Consider the following 15,279-nt stretch of genomic DNA (forward strand, 5'->3'; position numbering starts at 1 on the left):
CGAAATCAACCCGGGATGACAGCTGGTCGCCGATCGTGGCTGCAGGGGTGAGGAATTCGGTGGCGAAGGCGTCGGCTTCGTGCTCCTGTTCGGGGTCGCCAGGGGCGCCGACTTGACCGAGGTGTCTGAGAACCGATCGTTTTAGAGACTCTAGCTTTGAACCCGTCAGGGGGCGTCGAGGTCGAAGGCGTTGTGGATCGCGCGGGTGAGATCGGACTCCTGGTTGGGGAACAGAAATCCGATCTGTCTACCCAGTGCGGTAGCAGGAATGGTGGTGATGTTGTCGCAGCTGACAACACAGTCCTTGTCGAGGCCGTTGGCGCGGCCCACAGCCACCTCGGTAGACAGGCCGCGGATCGTGCCGGTGATCGGGGCCACGGTGATGTTGTTGCGATGTGGTCGTACCACTTCGCGCGTAAGGACGACCACCGGGCGGGACCTGTCGAGTTGCGCCACGTGGATGGGTCGCATCAGTCGATATCGCCGAACGTGGTGGCGGCGTAGTTAGCCAGCGCGTCCATGTCGTCGACATCGTTGGAGGCCGCGAGAATCTGAGCATCCCGCATAGCGGCGATGCGGCGGCGCTCTCTTTCCAGCGCACGCAGCACGAGCGTGGCGCGGCTGGGTTCGCCGTGGTTACGCACTTCCTCGTCCAGGAAGGCCACGGCATCGTCGGGCAGGCGGACCGTGATCTGGGTGCTCATGCCTGAAGCATACCAGTTTGGGATTACTTACGGGATTCACTTTGGGATGCGCGGCGGCGTTCCGGGACGTTCGGTCGGGACACACGCGGGACAGCGCCTCGAATTAGGTCAGCCCGGACCATCACAGTCCGGGCTGACCTATGTAGCGAGTTCAGGCCGCGAAGGTGTTGCTCATCAGAGGTTCTCGATTCGGATCGTCGCCTCGGCGAAGTAGCGGATCGCGCCGGAGGCGGTGGTACGTGGCCGCCAGTCGCAGGTGCGGGTGTAGCCGTGAGCGGTGAGTGTGGCGTCAACGTCGTCGATGTCGACGGCCTGGCCCTCGTCGCCAATGGGCAATGACTCCCACCAAGGACCACGGTCGAATCCGTCAAAGTGGCGCGAGATGCTCGACCGGGAGGGCCTGCATCCCGCCGAGAAGGCGGTGCTGCTCGCGGTCGTCGAGGACATCGACGCCGGTCGCGTCGACGACCGCACCCTGCCCGAGTTGCTGCTGGTCGACGAACGCACCAAGCGTGAGGTCGACCTGCTGCGCCACGGTCACGCCGCGCACGAGATCGGTTATCGCGCAGTAGCTTCGGTGAAGGCCATTCTCGGCCCGGACGTCGATATGTCACATCGCTCCAAGACCGGACCGGCCTTGGACATCGTGCGCAACGACGTGGAGAGGCTCGCTCGCGGCGGGCACACCCCCGCTGAGCTCCGCCGGGAATACGCCTGCTCAGTAGACGTACACCACGGCGTTGTCGCCGCCGCTGCACGTCACCAACTGGCCGTCCGCGGTGCACTCCATCGTGTAGGTCCGGCCGGTGACCGGACTGGTCGCCACCACCGAACGTGGTGCCCGCGAGACATTTGCGGTGGCGGACTCGGCGTAGGCCTGGCGCACCTCCTCCGCGAAGGCGCAACTGGTCACCTCGCTGCCCGCGGCGGCCTGTGCGAAGGTCCCCGGCCTCGATTGCCCGGTCGAGCACGCCTTGGCGCCGACGGGCAGCGTCACCGGAGTGGACGACGCCTGCGCGGACGACGTCGCGGGCCTCGTAGCCGACGTGCCCGGTGTCGTGCTGTTGGGAGCCGTCGATGTGACGGCCGACCCTGCCTCGTTGGGCGCTGCGGATGTCCCGGAACCGCGGGAGCCCAGCATCTGCCAGCCGATCACCCCACCGACCACGAGGACGAGGACAACCACCACACCGATCAGCATGGGCATCACGATCGAGCGGCGATTTGGTGGCGGTAAGTATGGGTCCGCAGCGGAATCCGTGCCGTAGTAGTCGTCGGCCTCGTAGTCGCCGGAGTCCGCATAGTCGTCGCGGGCGGCGTAGTCGTCGCGAGCCACATAGTCGCGAGCCACATAGCCGGGCGCCCGGAAGTCGCGGGCGTGCTGCGGCTGATACTGCGGCTGGAAAGGCGAATCCGACGAGGCACCGGAGAACTGCTGTGGATCCGGCCGAGCATCCGAAAACGGCTGCGCGTCGGGGTAGAACGATGCGTCCGAACTCTGGTGGGCCGAATACCGTTGCGTCTCCGCGTGCTGGTGCGGGTCCGAATACTGTTGCGGCGGCGCGGTGTATTGCTCCGTGTCCGAGTATTGCTCGACCCCTGGGTGCTCCGGCGCGTCCGAATATTGCTGCGCATCAGTGTACGGCGGCATATCCGAGTACTGCTCCGCGCCAGGATGCTGCGGCTCCGTGTACGGCGGTGTATCCGAATACCGCTGCGCACCAAGATGCTGTGACTGTGTGGGTGTATCCGAATACCGCTCCGCACCAGGATGCTGCCGTTCCGTGTACTGTGGCCCGCCCGAATACTCTTGCGCGTCTGGGTACTGCGGCTCCTCGTACGACCGCCCGCCCGAATACTGCTGATCCTCTCGATATAGGTGCGCATCCGGAAACGGCCGGACCAGAGGTACCTGCGGCGTCGGCTGAAAGGGTGCGGGCGGCCCGAATGGTGTGGCCGCGGGCTTTCGCGGCGGCAGCGGCGTGAACTGCAAGTCGGTGGCGGTCACCATGGTCGGATCCGTGGGACGGATCACCAGCTCGCCTGTGCTCTCCGCCGGGATGAACGCCGATGACCGTTGCACCACGGTCGGATCCGACTTACCGAAGGTCGCCGGGTCCGGCGCGCGCACTACGAACGTGCGCGTGTTCGCTGCCGGTGCGGCCCCCAGCGCGACCCGGGCGACACGCGACAGCTCTGTCGCGGTCGAATAACGGTCGGCCGGGTCCTTCGCCATGCCGCGCGCGATCACCTCGTCCAGCGCGGGCGGAAGTCCCGGTCGCTGCACGCTCGGTCGCGGCGGCGGTGCGGAAAGATGCGACCTGATCAGCACACTCATGCTCGACACCGGGAACGGTGTCGTTCCAGTGAGGCATTCGTGCAGCACGCAGGCCAGCGAATAGATGTCCGCGCGGCCGGTCACCGGACCGACGTCGAACCGCTCCGGCGCCATGTAGGTGTAGGAACCGATGGCCATACCGACCTGGGTCATCGTGCTGTCGCCCTCGGTGTGGGCGATACCGAAGTCGACCAGGTAGGCGAAATCCGCGTCGGTGACCAGAATGTTGGCCGGTTTGACGTCGCGGTGCACCAGGCCGTCGGCGTGCGCGGCGTCCAGACCCGCGCCGATCTGCTCGATGATCCTGATCGCGCGTTCGGCGTTCATCGGCCCTTGATTGCGCAGCAATGAGCCCAGATCCACGCCGGGCACCAGGCGCATGTCGATGAACAGCACACTATCGATCACGCCCCAGTCGTGAATGGGGATGATGTGCGGCTCGGCCAGCCGGGCGGCGGCCTGCGACTCGCGCCGGAAGCGCACCTGGTAGCCCGGGTCCTGCGCGAGTTCTTCCGACAGCAGCTTGACCGCGACGACCCGGTCTTTCACCGTGTCGTAGGCCTCGTAGACCTCGCCCATGCCTCCCTTGCCGAGCAGCGAGCGCAGCTCGTACGGCCCGAATCGACTGCCAACCCTCCAACCAGGTCCGTCCACCCCGTCATTCCTCCACTTCCCGGGCCGAGATCACGCACCGCCAATCACGTTGGTTCGCGACCGGAGCCTGCCCGTCAGACAGTGGATTCTCCTGGTGAGACCACCCCGTGGTCAAACGCAAAGACAATCGCGGTGGCCCGATCGCGCAGCTCGAGCTTGCCGAATATGTGTCCTACATGGGTTTTCACGAGGATGAACGGAGCGAAATCCGCCGGCACCGGCTGGAGCAGGAACAACGCAGTCGCGGCCATCCCGAAGTAACCGACGAGCGCCCACCGGCGAGATCATGACGGGGGTCACATCCATCTTGTAAGGTAGTAAGGCTGACCGCCGAATCCGGCCTGGTACATCGTACTGTGAGCGGTCCGGCTGTCCTACCACGGTAGGAGTTCAATTCGCGTCCCGGCACGAAGACACCGCATTCAGCGGCCGTAGCGTGAGTCGCATCCTCTCCGCGCAGCGTCACCCGCGGCCAGAGACGAACACATCACGGAAGGCAAAAGCCATGTCCTGGGAAGATCAGCACACTCGAACCGACATCGTGCACACCGTGCTCACCCGTGCGGCGGTCGATCCGGACAGTCCCGACCTGTTCACGGGGATCCCCGAGCTGGAACGGCTGTTCGGCGGGCCGGAGGGATTGCTGCTCGCGCTGCACTACCGGTGGAACATCCACCTCGACGTGAAGATGGAACAGGCCCTGGTCGAGGGGCAGTCCGCCGTCGATGCCTATCTCGAACTCGTCGCCGAACAGCCCGCGCTGCGCGCGGTGCTCGATGCCCACTATCGCCGCCGCCACCTGGCCTCCGAAGCGTTCGCACGATAAGTCCTGCGGTCGGCGATCCGTTTACTGGCGAAGAGGGCGGGGGACCGTCATGCTGGATCACGCCATGTTGGAACTGTCGGACATCACCAAGGAATACCGGGTCGGCGAGCAGACCGTACGCGCACTCGACGGCATCAGTCTGCGCATCGAGTCGGGCGAATTCACCTCGATCATCGGGCCGTCCGGCTCGGGCAAGAGCACCCTGCTGCACCTGCTCGGCGCGCTCGACAGCCCGGATTCGGGGTCGATCCGCTTTCAGGGTGAGGAGATCGGCGCGCTGGACGAGGAGCGCCAGTCCGAATTCCGACGCCACCGTGTCGGTTTCATCTTCCAATTCTTCAATCTGCTTCCGACGCTGACCGCCTGGGAGAACGTCGCGATCCCGAAGCTGTTGGACGGCACCGGATTACGCAAGGCCAAGCCGCGCGCCCTGGAGCTGCTGGAGCGGGTCGGCCTCGGCGATCGTGCCGCACACCGGCCCGCCGAGCTGTCCGGCGGGCAGATGCAGCGGGTCGCGGTGGCGCGCGCGCTGATCATGGACCCGCCGCTGATCCTGGCCGACGAGCCCACCGGCAACCTCGATTCGAAGACCGGTGCGGCCATCTTGAAGCTGCTCGGCGATTTCGCGGGCAACGGCAACTCCGTGGTGATGGTGACCCACGATATGGGCGCCATCCAGTACTGCGATCGGATAATCACGTTGCGCGACGGGCAGATCGGCTCCAACGACAAGGTCGATGCGGCAAAGCGCACGGTGCGCGAATGATCATGGCCGCGTGGGATCGGCTGCGGTTGTTCAATATCGGTGAACTGCTCGCCCATCGCGGCCGCACCCTCATGTCGCTGACCGTGATGGGCGTTTCGGCGGCCCTGCTGGTCGCGGTGTTCAGCATCTCCGGTTCGGTCACCGGATCGGTGGATCGGCTCACCCGTAGTCTCGGCGGCAAAGCAGCGCTGGAGATCTCCGGTGTCACCGACGCCGGGTTCGAGCAGCAACTGCAGCAACGGATCGCGACCACACCGGGAGTCGACAAGGCGGTGCCGATGTTGCGCGCCCAGATCGGCACCGGCGCCGACCGGGCACTGCTGATCGGCGCCGATACGAGCATCGGCGCGCTGGGCAGCGAGTTGGCCGGGCCGATGGGCGCACAGGCAAGCAAGCTGCTGACCGTCCCCAATGGTGTCCTCGTCGGCGCCGCGATGGGCCACGCCGAGGGCGAACAGTTCCCCCTCGGGTCCGGAACCGTCACCGTCGCAGGGGTTCTCGACGACAAGACGTCCGAGCAACTCAACGGCGGCCACATCGTCGCCGCCACGCTGGGGGTAGCACAGAAGATCACCGGACGGACCGGGCGGCTGGACTCCATTCAGATCGTCGCCGCACCGGGTACCGATCTCGCGGCGCTGCGGAACGCGCTGACCAAGGTGGTCGACGGCCGCGCCGTTGTCGCCGAACCGAGCCTGCGCACAGCCCAGGCGGGCGGCGCGATTCAGCTCGTCCGGTATTCGACGCTGATGGCCTCGGCCGCGGCCCTGATCGTCTCGGGGTTCCTGATCTACAACGCGATGAACATGGCTGTCGCACAACGCAGGCCGGTGTTGTCACTGCTGCGCGCCATCGGCGGCAAACGCGCGCCGATGGTGCGCGACCTGCTGGCCGAGGCGGCGCTGCTCGGCATCTTCGGTGGCGTAATCGGCGCGGTGATCGGTGTCTTCATGGGCCGCAACGCGATTGACCGGCTACCGGCCGCGATCGTGCAGTCGGTGGAAGCACGCACGGAATACATGGTGCCGGGATACGCGATTCCTGTCGCGATCGCTGCCTGCGTGCTGGCCAGTGTCGCTGCCGCGGGCATCGCGGCCAGGCAGGTATACAAGGTCGAGCCGATCGAGGCGCTGGTTCCGGTCGGGGTGGCCCGCACCGATGCGGTGAACCCGAGGCTGCGATGGGTTGCCATCGCGGTCGGACTCGGGCTGACCGTTACCGCGATCGGCATCGCCGAGACCGACCTCGGCCGCTACTCGCTGGCCTCGATCTCCCTGTCCTTCACCGCGGCCGTGACGCTGTGCTTCGCGGCAACCGGGCCGATCGTGCGCGTAGCCGCGGCGGTGGCCCGGATATTCGGCGCACCGGGTGCACTGGGCGCCATCACCTTGGAACGCGCACCTCGGCGCGTGTGGGCGACCGCGATGACGGTGATGATCGGCGTGGCCGCCACCGTGGCCATGGGCGGCGCCACGCGCAATATGGTCGACTCGGCCACCGCCACGTTCGAGGGCTTGGGCAGCACCGATCTGTATGTGAGTCCCAGTGCGATGGAACAGTTTCCGACCGGGCCACTGCTGCCGGTAGACCTGCGGGACAAGATCGCGGCGGTGCCGGGCGTCGCCGATGTCAGCCCGGCGCAGATGGCCTTCGCCACCCTCGGTACCGGGCGGGTGATGCTGCAGGGCTATCCCGCCGATGCGGGCCGTAGGACCGGAGCGGTGGATCACGACGCGGTCACCCGCATGGCCGCGGGTGAGGGCGTGGTGATCTCGCGTGACGTCGCGCGATCGTTGGGAGTCCACGAGGGCGCCGAGGTCACGCTGCCCACCCCGACCGGCGACCACACCGTCGAAGTGCTGCAGGTGATTCCGTACTTCTCCGCGATCGCGGGCGTCGTCATAATGGATCTCGGCCGGCTGCGCCAGTGGTACGAACGACCGGGCGAGACGATTCTGGCGGTGACGATGCAACCGGGTGCGGACCACCGCGCGGTGCAGGCCGCGGTCCAGCAGGTGGTGCCCGCGGACATCCATGTCGACACGGGCAAGGCCGCGGTGACCGCGATCTCCTCGAGCGTGCGGCAGGGTGCGGCGATGAGCAACGCCATCCTGTGGATCGTGGTGCTGGTGGCCACGGTGGCACTGCTGAACACGCTCATGCTCTCGGTGCTCGAACGCCGCCGCGAACTGGGTGTGCTGCGCGCCATGGGCACCAGCCGCAAGTTTCTGTTGCGCTCGGTCCTTGCCGAGGCGGCCGGGATCGGATTGGTCGGCGCGGCAATAGGTCTCGTCGTCGGCGCGGCGGTGCAATTCCTGGCTACGGTCGCCATGGGCCACGCGATCACCATCAATATCGTCTACGCCGCGAGCCCGATCCTGTTGGTCTACGGGACCGCCGCCCTCGGCCTCGCCCTGCTCGGCTCGATCCCGCCCGCCATGCGCGCGGCGCGTATGCCGATCGTCGAGGCACTCGCCGTCGACTGAATCCGGAAACCGCGACACCCCCGGCGTCGGCGTGTCGATATCGGCGCGAGGAGGCAGCCCTCTGGATTCCACCGTCCGGCAACAATTCCCAGGGTCCTTACAACGGCGCAGCGGCCCACCATGCGGTAACCGCGTCTTGCACCGACGGCGGCGCGGTCTGCGAGGCGCCGGAAGTGCCGTGATCGCTCACATACAGCAGATAATTCGAGCGGGCGGGATCGGATTCGAAGCTGACCACCAGCTTTGCCGTGTGGTAGAACGGCGCGAGCGGGCCCGGCGGGTCGGGCTCGGTCCACAGGTGCGCGGTCTGGGCTGCGGCGCTCTTGCGCCCGGGAGTCGCGGTATTCGGGGGTAGCGCGGCGACGACCGCCTGCGCGGCCGCCGGGGAATCGTAGGCGAGAATCGTGTAGTTCATGTGGTTGGTGTCGGAGACGTCGCGGCTGCACTCCCACGCTGTCACCCACCGACTGGATTGCAGCGGTTCATCTTTGAGCCGCAGGCCGTCGGCGGCTTTGCGAGACATGCAACTCGCGTCCTGGTAGGCGGCGTTACCGAATGGGTTGGCGCCCTGCGGCAGCAGGTTGGGGAAAGCGCGGCGGCTCGGCGCCAGCGGATCCGGCGGCGCGGGCGATGTGGCAGGCGCCGAGGACGGCCCGGACGATGTCGCGGAATCCTCCTCCGACCCCGAGCCGAAGGCCATCACCCCGATGACGGCGACCACCGCGACAACAGCGACCACGACGCCGAGCACGGCCCAGCCGACGGTACCGGAGGATCTGCGCGGCGGCACCTGCTGCGGGCCACCGTAACTCGGCCCCGGCGGCCCCGGCGGCGCAGGCGGGTACGCCGACGGCACTTGCGACGGCATAGGCGGCATAGGCTGTCCGACAACTGGATTCACCGCGCGCGGGTCGGGATAAACCGAATGCTGCTGGGGCGCAGCGCTATACCCATGCGGTGTGGATGACAAGATATAGCTCGGTCCGCCCGCCGGCTGCGCGGAACCGGCCTGAGGAGCGGCCCGCATCGGCTGTAGGGCACCGGGATTCACCGCAGATGGCCCGGGATAGGCCGCAGGCTGTGGCGGCGCACCACCGTACCCGGGTCCGGCAGGAGCCACAGCCTGCGGCGGCACACCGACCGGCTGCGGAAATGCCGCGTGATCGGCGGCGGGCGGCACCGCCATGGTGGGATTCGCGGGCGGCACACTCAGCGTCGCTCCTGGTCCCGAATACACCGGCAGCGGAGCGGAAAAGGACGGATTCATCTGGACGGTGGCCACCGGTGGCATCGGTTGCGCGGGCGCGGTGAGTGCGTGGCGGCCGGCCGCGGCGAACTCCGCGCAGGAGGCGTAGCGCTGATCGGGACGTTTGGCCATGGCCCGCGCCAGCACGCCGTCGAGCGCCGGGTTCAGGCCCTGCCGTTTCGCGGCCAACGGCGGTGCGGCGAATTGCAGGTGGCCGCGGATGATGTCGTTCGGATCGGGCGCGTCGAACGGGGCCATCCCGGTGAACAGCCAGTACAGCGCGCAGGCCAGCGAATACTGATCGGAGCGATGGTCGAGATGCGCGCCGGTCATCTGCTCCGGCGACGCGTAGGCCAGGGTCGCGGTGAACATACCGACCTGGGTCAGGTGCGTGGAATCCTCACGCAGCCGGGCGATCCCGAAGTCGGCGAGGAACACCCGTTCCCCTTGCCCGCCGACCGACCGCGCCAGCATGATGTTGGCGGGCTTCACATCGCGGTGCAGCACGCCCATGCCGTGTGCGTAATCCAGTGCGCCCGCGACACCCTCGATGATCTGCACCGCCCGCTCCGGCGGCAGCGTCATCGGGTTCACCGTCGCCGCGTCGACGCCGTCGACGTACTGCAGGGAGATCCATAGCTGCTCGTCCTCGGAGCCACGGTCGTAGACGGCGACGATATTCGGGTGGTCCAGATGCGCGGCCAGATCGGCCTCGCGCTCGAAGCGGGCCCGCACCTCGGCGTCGGTGAACAGTTCGCGGTTGAGCAGTTTGAGCGCGGTCTGTCTGGGCAATCGAGGATGGCGGGCTAGGTACACCGATCCCATGCCACCCTGCCCGAGCAGACGCTCGATGGTGAACCCGGCAAACACCTCACCGCTTTTCAGCAACGCGACCCCCTTCGAGGTGAATACAGGTCAGTCAGCCTACCGGGTAGCCCCGTGGCCACGACGTTTCGAATTCTTCGCGAAAATCGGCAAAACTATCCACTAGGCATCATCATCGAGTCACTGTCCGACGACGCGATGATGATGCCGACGTTCGGTCACCGGCCGAATGGGCTCTCGGGTGTGACGGGTAAGTTTTGCACCGCCGACGAACAACGGTCACATGTTGTGGTGGTGGGGAGAACGCGGTGATGAGGTTTTGAGAACAATTTCTGCCTGGCGCGCGGTGTTGCACTGCGCTGCGGTGGCCACGCTGCTCATGGTGACCTCCTGCGGTCTGCTACCGAACAAGCACGAGCCATCGACCGCGCTGACGATCACAGTCGACACCGCTGGGTCGTGGCGTCCCAGGGGGTCGATCAACCTGCCGGACTCGCTGGCCGCCGATTTCACCCAGCTGCAGCCCAACCTGCCCGGTCAGGTCGGGATGGCGATCATGCCGGTCGGTGGTGGCCGGATGACCATCTTCGGCGACTGGACCAGTGGCATCGCCTGGTCGACCATCAAAGTGCCGCTGGCGATCGCCGCGTTGCGGCACGATCCCGAAGGCGCGGCGAGCGACGCCGAGGCCGCGATCACGGTCTCCGATAACGGTGCGGCCGAGGCACTCTGGGAGTCGCTCGGCGACGGCCTGGAAGCCGCGAAGGCCGTGCAGGAAGTATTGGATGAGGCCGGAGATGCGGTGACCGGCGTGGCCGGGCCACGAACCCGGCTGGACTACACCGCCTTCGGGCAGACCGAATGGACGCTGGCCAACCAGGCCCGGTTCGCCTCGCGGCTGCCGTGTTTGGCGCAGTCCGCCCCTGTGACCGAGTTGATGCAGCAGATCACGCCGGAACAGCGCTGGGGCCTCGGTTCGATCACCGGCGCCGAGTTCAAGGGCGGCTGGGGACCGGACGACAACACCGGCGTCTACCTGGTCCGGCAGTTCGGCGTGGTGCCGACGAAATCCGGCGACGTCGCCATCGCCCTTGCGGCACAGGCCGATACGGGCCAGTTCGAGGACGCCACCGCGCTGCTCGACCGGCTGGCGCTGCTGATCGCGCGGCACCTCGACGAACTACGCGGCGGCAAATGCCCGCACTGATCCGGCTGCTACGGATCGGCCCGTCGCGTGCCGATCAGCCCGGGGTGACCAGGCCCGATTCGTAGGCCAGGACGACAGCTTGCGCGCGATCGCGCAGGTCGAGTTTCGAGAACACCTTGGAGACATGGGTTTTCACGGTCTGCTCGGCGACGAAAAGAGTTTCGGCGATCTCAGTGTTGGACATGCCTTTCGCGATCAGCTCCAGCACCTCGCGCTCGCGCGGGGTCAGTAAACCCAAAGCGGGAGTGGGCTTGGCGCGAGTCGCGGTGCGGCGGCGCGTGACATCGGCGATCAGCCTGCGAGTGACGGTCGGCGCCAGCAGTGCCTGACCGTCGGCGACCACGCGGACCGCGCGCACCAGTTCTTCGGCCGGAGCATCCTTGAGCAGAAACCCGCTCGCACCGAGACTGAGCGCTTCGTAGACATAGTCGTCGATATCGAACGTGGTCAGCATCAGCACCCGCACCGGCGGATCGAAACCGGCGGCAAGGATGGCGCGCGCGGCATCGAGGCCGTTCATCTCCGGCATCCGGACATCCATCAGCACCACATCCGGTCGCAGCCGCTTGGCCTCGGCCACCGCGACATTCCCATCCGGCGCGTCACCGACGACGCTGATGTCGGGTTGGGCGGCCAGCAACGCCCCGAAGCCCTGACGCACCATCGCCTGATCGTCGGCGATCAAAACCGTTATTGCCACTCGCTCACCCTAATTGGCTCCTCCGCTCTGGGGCGGTGGAGACCCGCAGCACGACGAACGTCACCCGCTGGAGCCGAGCCCGACGGTGCTCGCCGCCGCGATCACCGCGACCGGTACACCCGGCGACGAAACCGAGCGACGCTGCGCAGCCAAAACCCTTGTCCGGGAAAACCGTTCGGCGATAAGCCGCGGTCGCCAAGCGCGCCGTCCCCGACCGCCAACACCCGCGCGGTCACCCTCGATCTCCAGCACCTTGAACACCGAGACGCCAGCAGCACCGATCCGGACTAGGTCACTACGCAATCCGGCTGTTCGCGTGGTGGTGGCGACGACGGTGCAGGGCTAATATCATAAGCGTCGTTGAATGTCAATGAACTCGACAATCGGCGAGTTAGGTCCGTGCGACGAACTCGCCGGAAGAAGGTAATGATGACCAACAAGACGCACCGAACCACCACGTGCCAGTTGCTCACGAAGGTCGCGCTCGTTGGAGCCGCGATAGCCATTCCGATGACGACGGCGGCGGTTCCTGCTGTGGCCGCGCCGACGCCCGTACCCGTAGTGGTACAGGTTGATCGCCCTTGGGGCGGCGGCGGTGGGGGCGGCGGCGGTGGGGGCGGCCACGGCTGGGGTGGGGGCGGCCACGGCTGGGGCGGCGGCGGTGGGGGCGGCCACGGCTGGGGCGGCGGCGGTGGGGGCGGCCGCGGCTGGGGCGACGGCTGGGGCAACCGCGGCTGGGGCGACGGCTGGGGCAACCGCGGCTGGGGCGGCGGCGGCTCGTTCGGCAGCAGCTGACCGAACGGATCTGCGCGGGATAGGGATCGGCCCGCTCGGCGATGTCGACCAGAGCGGTCACGTCGCACGGTAGTGCACGCACCTGCAGTCGCGCCGGGCTCGGCCCGAGCTTGACCAGCGGGGTTTACGACGACGCGCTGAGATACGGCGCCTGCGCAACGAACTTGCGACATAGCTACCCGACCCAATCGCCACAACCATCAGTGCGAAAAACCGTCTCTGACCAGCATTTCCGTGTTTTTGTGCGAGAACTACCGGGACCCCAACCGGAAGCGGTGCCGGTAGTTGGTGTGTTCCGGCCGTTCGTCCAGGCAGGTCAGGGGCCGAGGATTGCCCGAATCTGGTCGGCGGCCCGCCGCGCGACTTCCTCGTTGAGCACCGCGATGGGCTCCTCAACGCCGGTCCACCAGCCCGGGCCGACCGTGAAGGGGGCACCGGTCAGCGCGACGCCGACAGGCCCGAGATCGCAGAGGATCGCGTCGCCGGTCAACGGCTCGGCGACGACCTCGACGATGATGTACTGGCGCCTGATGCGGTTGAAATCGTCGCTGGAGACGATCAGGCACAGCATTCCGCCGGGCAGCACTGAGCCCGACGGGGCGTTCCAGACCTCGCCGAATCGGGGCGTTGCCATCAATCGGCCGCGCGGCGCTGCGCAATAAGGGCCGCGGTGACCGCGGTTGCGCGGTCAGGGGTGTGCCCAGCCGCGTTCAAGGTGGCGCTGTCGGCTGTGATCCTGCGCCGTAGATCGTCGCGGAGCACCAACTGCGCCAGATATGCCGATCGATCTACGCCTTCTTCTTCGGCGCGGCGTGCGAGGATCTTTAGCGTCTCGTCGTCGAACGACACCGACGTCTTTCGTCCAGCCATACCGCCGAGCGTACCGCCGATAGCGGTATGCGCGCGACCTCACCAGTCCACGCGAAAACGCGTCAGACCGCCGTCCAAGGCCGGAGCTTCTCGGGGTTGCGTACTGCCCAGATGTGCTTGATCTGGTCGCCTGCGATGTCGAACGCCAGCACCGCCACGGTGACGCCGTCTTGCTGAGCCACCAGGCCGGGCTGACCGTTGACCGTATGCTCCAGGATCGTCAGATCGGTTGCCCTGTTGGTGAATTCGACGACATAGCGTGCGATCTGCTCGCCGCCTTCGACCGGGCGGACTCCAGCGCTGACGAGGCCGCCGCCGTCGCCGATTGCGATGGCGTCGGGGTCGAGGAGGCCGATCAGGGCGGCGAGGTCCTTGGCTTCCCATGCCTGTTTGAAGTCCCTGACGATGTCGGCGCGCCGAACTGTGGGAGTCGTGGGCCCCCGAGACGCGCGAATACGACGGCGGGCCGAGGAGGCCAGCTGGCGACATGCCGCCGGTGTCCGGCCGACGATCTCGGCCACTTCGGCGAAGGAGTAGCGGAACACATCGTGAAGGATGAACGCGACGCGCTCGGCCGGAGTCATCAATTCGAGCACGACGAGGAAGGCCATGCTGATCGACTCGTCGAGGGTGACTCGGTCGGCCGGATCGACGGTGGCGCCGCCCGCCCGTCCGTTGATCCATTCCGTGCGATCGGGCAGCGGCTCCGGGATCCATTCGCCCACATAGCTTTCCCGCCTGGCTCGTGCCGAGCCGAGCAGGTCGAGGCGGATGCGGCTGGCGACCTTCATCAGCCAGCCGCCGGGGGATTCGATGGCTTGCTGCTGCTGTGGGGACATGGCGTACCAGCGGGCGTAGGTCTCTTGTACGACATCCTCGGCATCGGCCAGGGAGCCGAGGAGTCGGTAGGCGAGATTGATCAGCTGACGCCGCTCGCTCATGATCGCGCTCAGGCTCGGATCGAGCCGGTCGTCTCCTGGCTCGGATCGGGTGCTCATAGTGTCGCCGACTCCCTTGGTCGCATCTGTCGTCACTATTTCGACGAAACAGCGCATCGAACTGTGAGGTTCGCGCGGCACCTCACATTCTCAGGGGTTGTGTCGTCGTACTGGTGAGACGCGCACCAACGACACCGGAGAGACCCTCGATGACCGTGTTCTTGTGGATCGTGCAGGCGATCCTGGCCGCCATGTTCGCCATGTCCGGCCTGGTGAAAGTCCTCCAGCCGAACCATCCTGCTCGTGCTCGCCGCGCTCGTCGCCTGGGGTCGATTCGGCCCCCTACGGCTGGTGACCGCCTCAGCAGCGCAATACCGCACAGTTCGAGGCCGACAAGGCCGACAAGAGAGGAAACCGATGAGCGACATTCAGGCGATCGCCGACCGCTTCGAGATCGAGGCTCTGCGCGGGGAGTTCACCGACGCGAGGATGATGGGGGACTACAACCGCCTCATTTCACTGTTCACACCGGACGGCCAATTGCGGATCCCCCTCGCCAATGTCGAGTACGTCAGCCGCGAGGAAATCCGAACCGGGATCGAGCGGCTGAAGGATCTCTGGGACTACTTCGTACAAAACACGCACCCGGGCACGATCCAGCTCAACGGCGAAACCGCGATCGGCCGAGCCTACCTCTCGGAGTTCGGGCGCCTGCGCGACGGCAGCTCGCATCTGAACTACTCCGTCTACCACGACCGCTACCAGCGGACCTCGGAGGGCTGGAAGTTCACCGAACGCGTCTATGAGGTCATATACGTCGACTCCACTCCGCTGGCGGGTTCGGTGCCCGACGCAGCGCCAGGCACCCGGTAGCTGAAATGCCCAGGGATCATGTGCGAGTGAGCTCGGCAATCCATAAATAGG

At 66.7% G+C, this 15,279-nt stretch carries 16 protein-coding genes and 1 pseudogene; 6 read left to right on the plus strand and 11 right to left on the minus strand.

Going from position 1 to position 15,279, the window contains the following annotated elements; translation table 11 throughout:
• Window positions 1–165: 165 nt before the first annotated feature.
• The 6 genes and pseudogenes from ACV7NQ_RS03530 to ACV7NQ_RS03555 all read right to left on the minus strand — a co-directional run.
• Window positions 166–471 carry a type II toxin-antitoxin system PemK/MazF family toxin gene (locus ACV7NQ_RS03530; protein WP_463358286.1) on the minus strand — a complete coding sequence of 102 codons (306 nt, stop codon included), beginning with the start codon at window positions 469–471 and terminating at the stop codon, window positions 166–168.
• A complete protein-coding gene (locus ACV7NQ_RS03535) occupies window positions 471–704 on the minus strand; it encodes a YlcI/YnfO family protein (protein ID WP_463358287.1) in 234 nt (77 codons plus the stop codon). Before ACV7NQ_RS03535 ends, ACV7NQ_RS03530 begins: the two co-directional genes overlap by 1 nt.
• A 174-nt stretch (window positions 705–878) precedes the next feature.
• Window positions 879–1,040 (minus strand): hypothetical protein, encoded by a 162-nt coding sequence (locus ACV7NQ_RS03540; protein ID WP_463358288.1) that lies wholly within the window; start codon window positions 1,038–1,040, stop codon window positions 879–881.
• 31 nt (window positions 1,041–1,071) lie between these two features.
• Window positions 1,072–1,245, minus strand: a complete 174-nt coding sequence (locus ACV7NQ_RS03545) for a hypothetical protein (RefSeq protein WP_463358289.1) — start codon at window positions 1,243–1,245, stop codon at window positions 1,072–1,074.
• A gap of 177 nt (window positions 1,246–1,422) precedes the next feature.
• Entirely contained in the window at window positions 1,423–3,696 is a 2,274-nt protein-coding gene (locus tag ACV7NQ_RS03550; protein ID WP_463358290.1) for a serine/threonine-protein kinase, read from the minus strand.
• A gap of 74 nt (window positions 3,697–3,770) precedes the next feature.
• Window positions 3,771–3,890: pseudogene (locus tag ACV7NQ_RS03555) on the minus strand (DNA-binding response regulator); the annotation flags it as partial.
• Between the two features lie 311 nt (window positions 3,891–4,201).
• On the opposite strand from ACV7NQ_RS03555, the gene ACV7NQ_RS03560 reads away from it, so the two are divergent.
• From ACV7NQ_RS03560 to ACV7NQ_RS03570, 3 genes are all read left to right on the plus strand, one after another.
• Entirely contained in the window at window positions 4,202–4,522 is a 321-nt protein-coding gene (locus tag ACV7NQ_RS03560; protein ID WP_463358291.1) for a hypothetical protein, read from the plus strand.
• Window positions 4,523–4,586: 64 nt separating this feature from the next.
• Window positions 4,587–5,288 carry an ABC transporter ATP-binding protein gene (locus ACV7NQ_RS03565; RefSeq protein ID WP_463358292.1) on the plus strand — a complete coding sequence of 234 codons (702 nt, stop codon included), beginning with the start codon at window positions 4,587–4,589 and terminating at the stop codon, window positions 5,286–5,288.
• Window positions 5,285–7,774 (plus strand): FtsX-like permease family protein, encoded by a 2,490-nt coding sequence (locus ACV7NQ_RS03570; RefSeq protein WP_463358293.1) that lies wholly within the window; start codon window positions 5,285–5,287, stop codon window positions 7,772–7,774. Before ACV7NQ_RS03565 ends, ACV7NQ_RS03570 begins: the two co-directional genes overlap by 4 nt.
• Before the next feature lie 97 nt (window positions 7,775–7,871).
• Here the strand turns inward: ACV7NQ_RS03570 and ACV7NQ_RS03575 are convergent, their stop codons facing one another.
• Window positions 7,872–9,908, minus strand: coding sequence for a serine/threonine-protein kinase (locus tag ACV7NQ_RS03575; protein ID WP_463358294.1), 2,037 nt, complete (start codon window positions 9,906–9,908; stop codon window positions 7,872–7,874).
• Between the two features lie 256 nt (window positions 9,909–10,164).
• Here ACV7NQ_RS03575 and ACV7NQ_RS03580 point away from each other — a divergent pair, with 256 nt between their 5' ends.
• Window positions 10,165–11,052, plus strand: a complete 888-nt coding sequence (locus ACV7NQ_RS03580; protein ID WP_463358295.1) for a serine hydrolase — start codon at window positions 10,165–10,167, stop codon at window positions 11,050–11,052.
• A 34-nt stretch (window positions 11,053–11,086) separates the two neighbouring features.
• On the opposite strand, the gene ACV7NQ_RS03585 is transcribed toward ACV7NQ_RS03580, so the two are convergent.
• Complete coding sequence (locus ACV7NQ_RS03585) at window positions 11,087–11,752, minus strand: response regulator (RefSeq protein ID WP_463358296.1); 666 nt, start codon at window positions 11,750–11,752, stop codon at window positions 11,087–11,089.
• A gap of 399 nt (window positions 11,753–12,151) precedes the next feature.
• Between ACV7NQ_RS03585 and ACV7NQ_RS03590 the strand changes: the two genes are divergently transcribed.
• The gene (locus ACV7NQ_RS03590) at window positions 12,152–12,547 is read left to right on the plus strand and encodes a hypothetical protein (RefSeq protein WP_463358297.1); all 396 of its coding nucleotides are present in this window, start codon (window positions 12,152–12,154) and stop codon (window positions 12,545–12,547) included.
• A gap of 316 nt (window positions 12,548–12,863) precedes the next feature.
• On the opposite strand, the gene ACV7NQ_RS03595 is transcribed toward ACV7NQ_RS03590, so the two are convergent.
• The 3 genes from ACV7NQ_RS03595 to sigJ form a co-directional block, all read right to left on the minus strand.
• Window positions 12,864–13,181, minus strand: a complete 318-nt coding sequence (locus tag ACV7NQ_RS03595) for a hypothetical protein (RefSeq protein WP_463358298.1) — start codon at window positions 13,179–13,181, stop codon at window positions 12,864–12,866.
• Complete coding sequence (locus ACV7NQ_RS03600) at window positions 13,181–13,417, minus strand: hypothetical protein (RefSeq protein ID WP_463358299.1); 237 nt, start codon at window positions 13,415–13,417, stop codon at window positions 13,181–13,183. Before ACV7NQ_RS03600 ends, ACV7NQ_RS03595 begins: the two co-directional genes overlap by 1 nt.
• A 62-nt stretch (window positions 13,418–13,479) precedes the next feature.
• Window positions 13,480–14,415 carry an RNA polymerase sigma factor SigJ gene (gene sigJ / locus ACV7NQ_RS03605; RefSeq protein WP_463358300.1) on the minus strand — a complete coding sequence of 312 codons (936 nt, stop codon included), beginning with the start codon at window positions 14,413–14,415 and terminating at the stop codon, window positions 13,480–13,482.
• Window positions 14,416–14,772: 357 nt separating this feature from the next.
• On the opposite strand from sigJ, the gene ACV7NQ_RS03610 reads away from it, so the two are divergent.
• Window positions 14,773–15,228 carry a nuclear transport factor 2 family protein gene (locus ACV7NQ_RS03610; protein ID WP_463358301.1) on the plus strand — a complete coding sequence of 152 codons (456 nt, stop codon included), beginning with the start codon at window positions 14,773–14,775 and terminating at the stop codon, window positions 15,226–15,228.
• Window positions 15,229–15,279: the final 51 nt, after the last annotated feature.

This window comes from Nocardia sp. Tas62D01 (assembly GCF_055232035.1).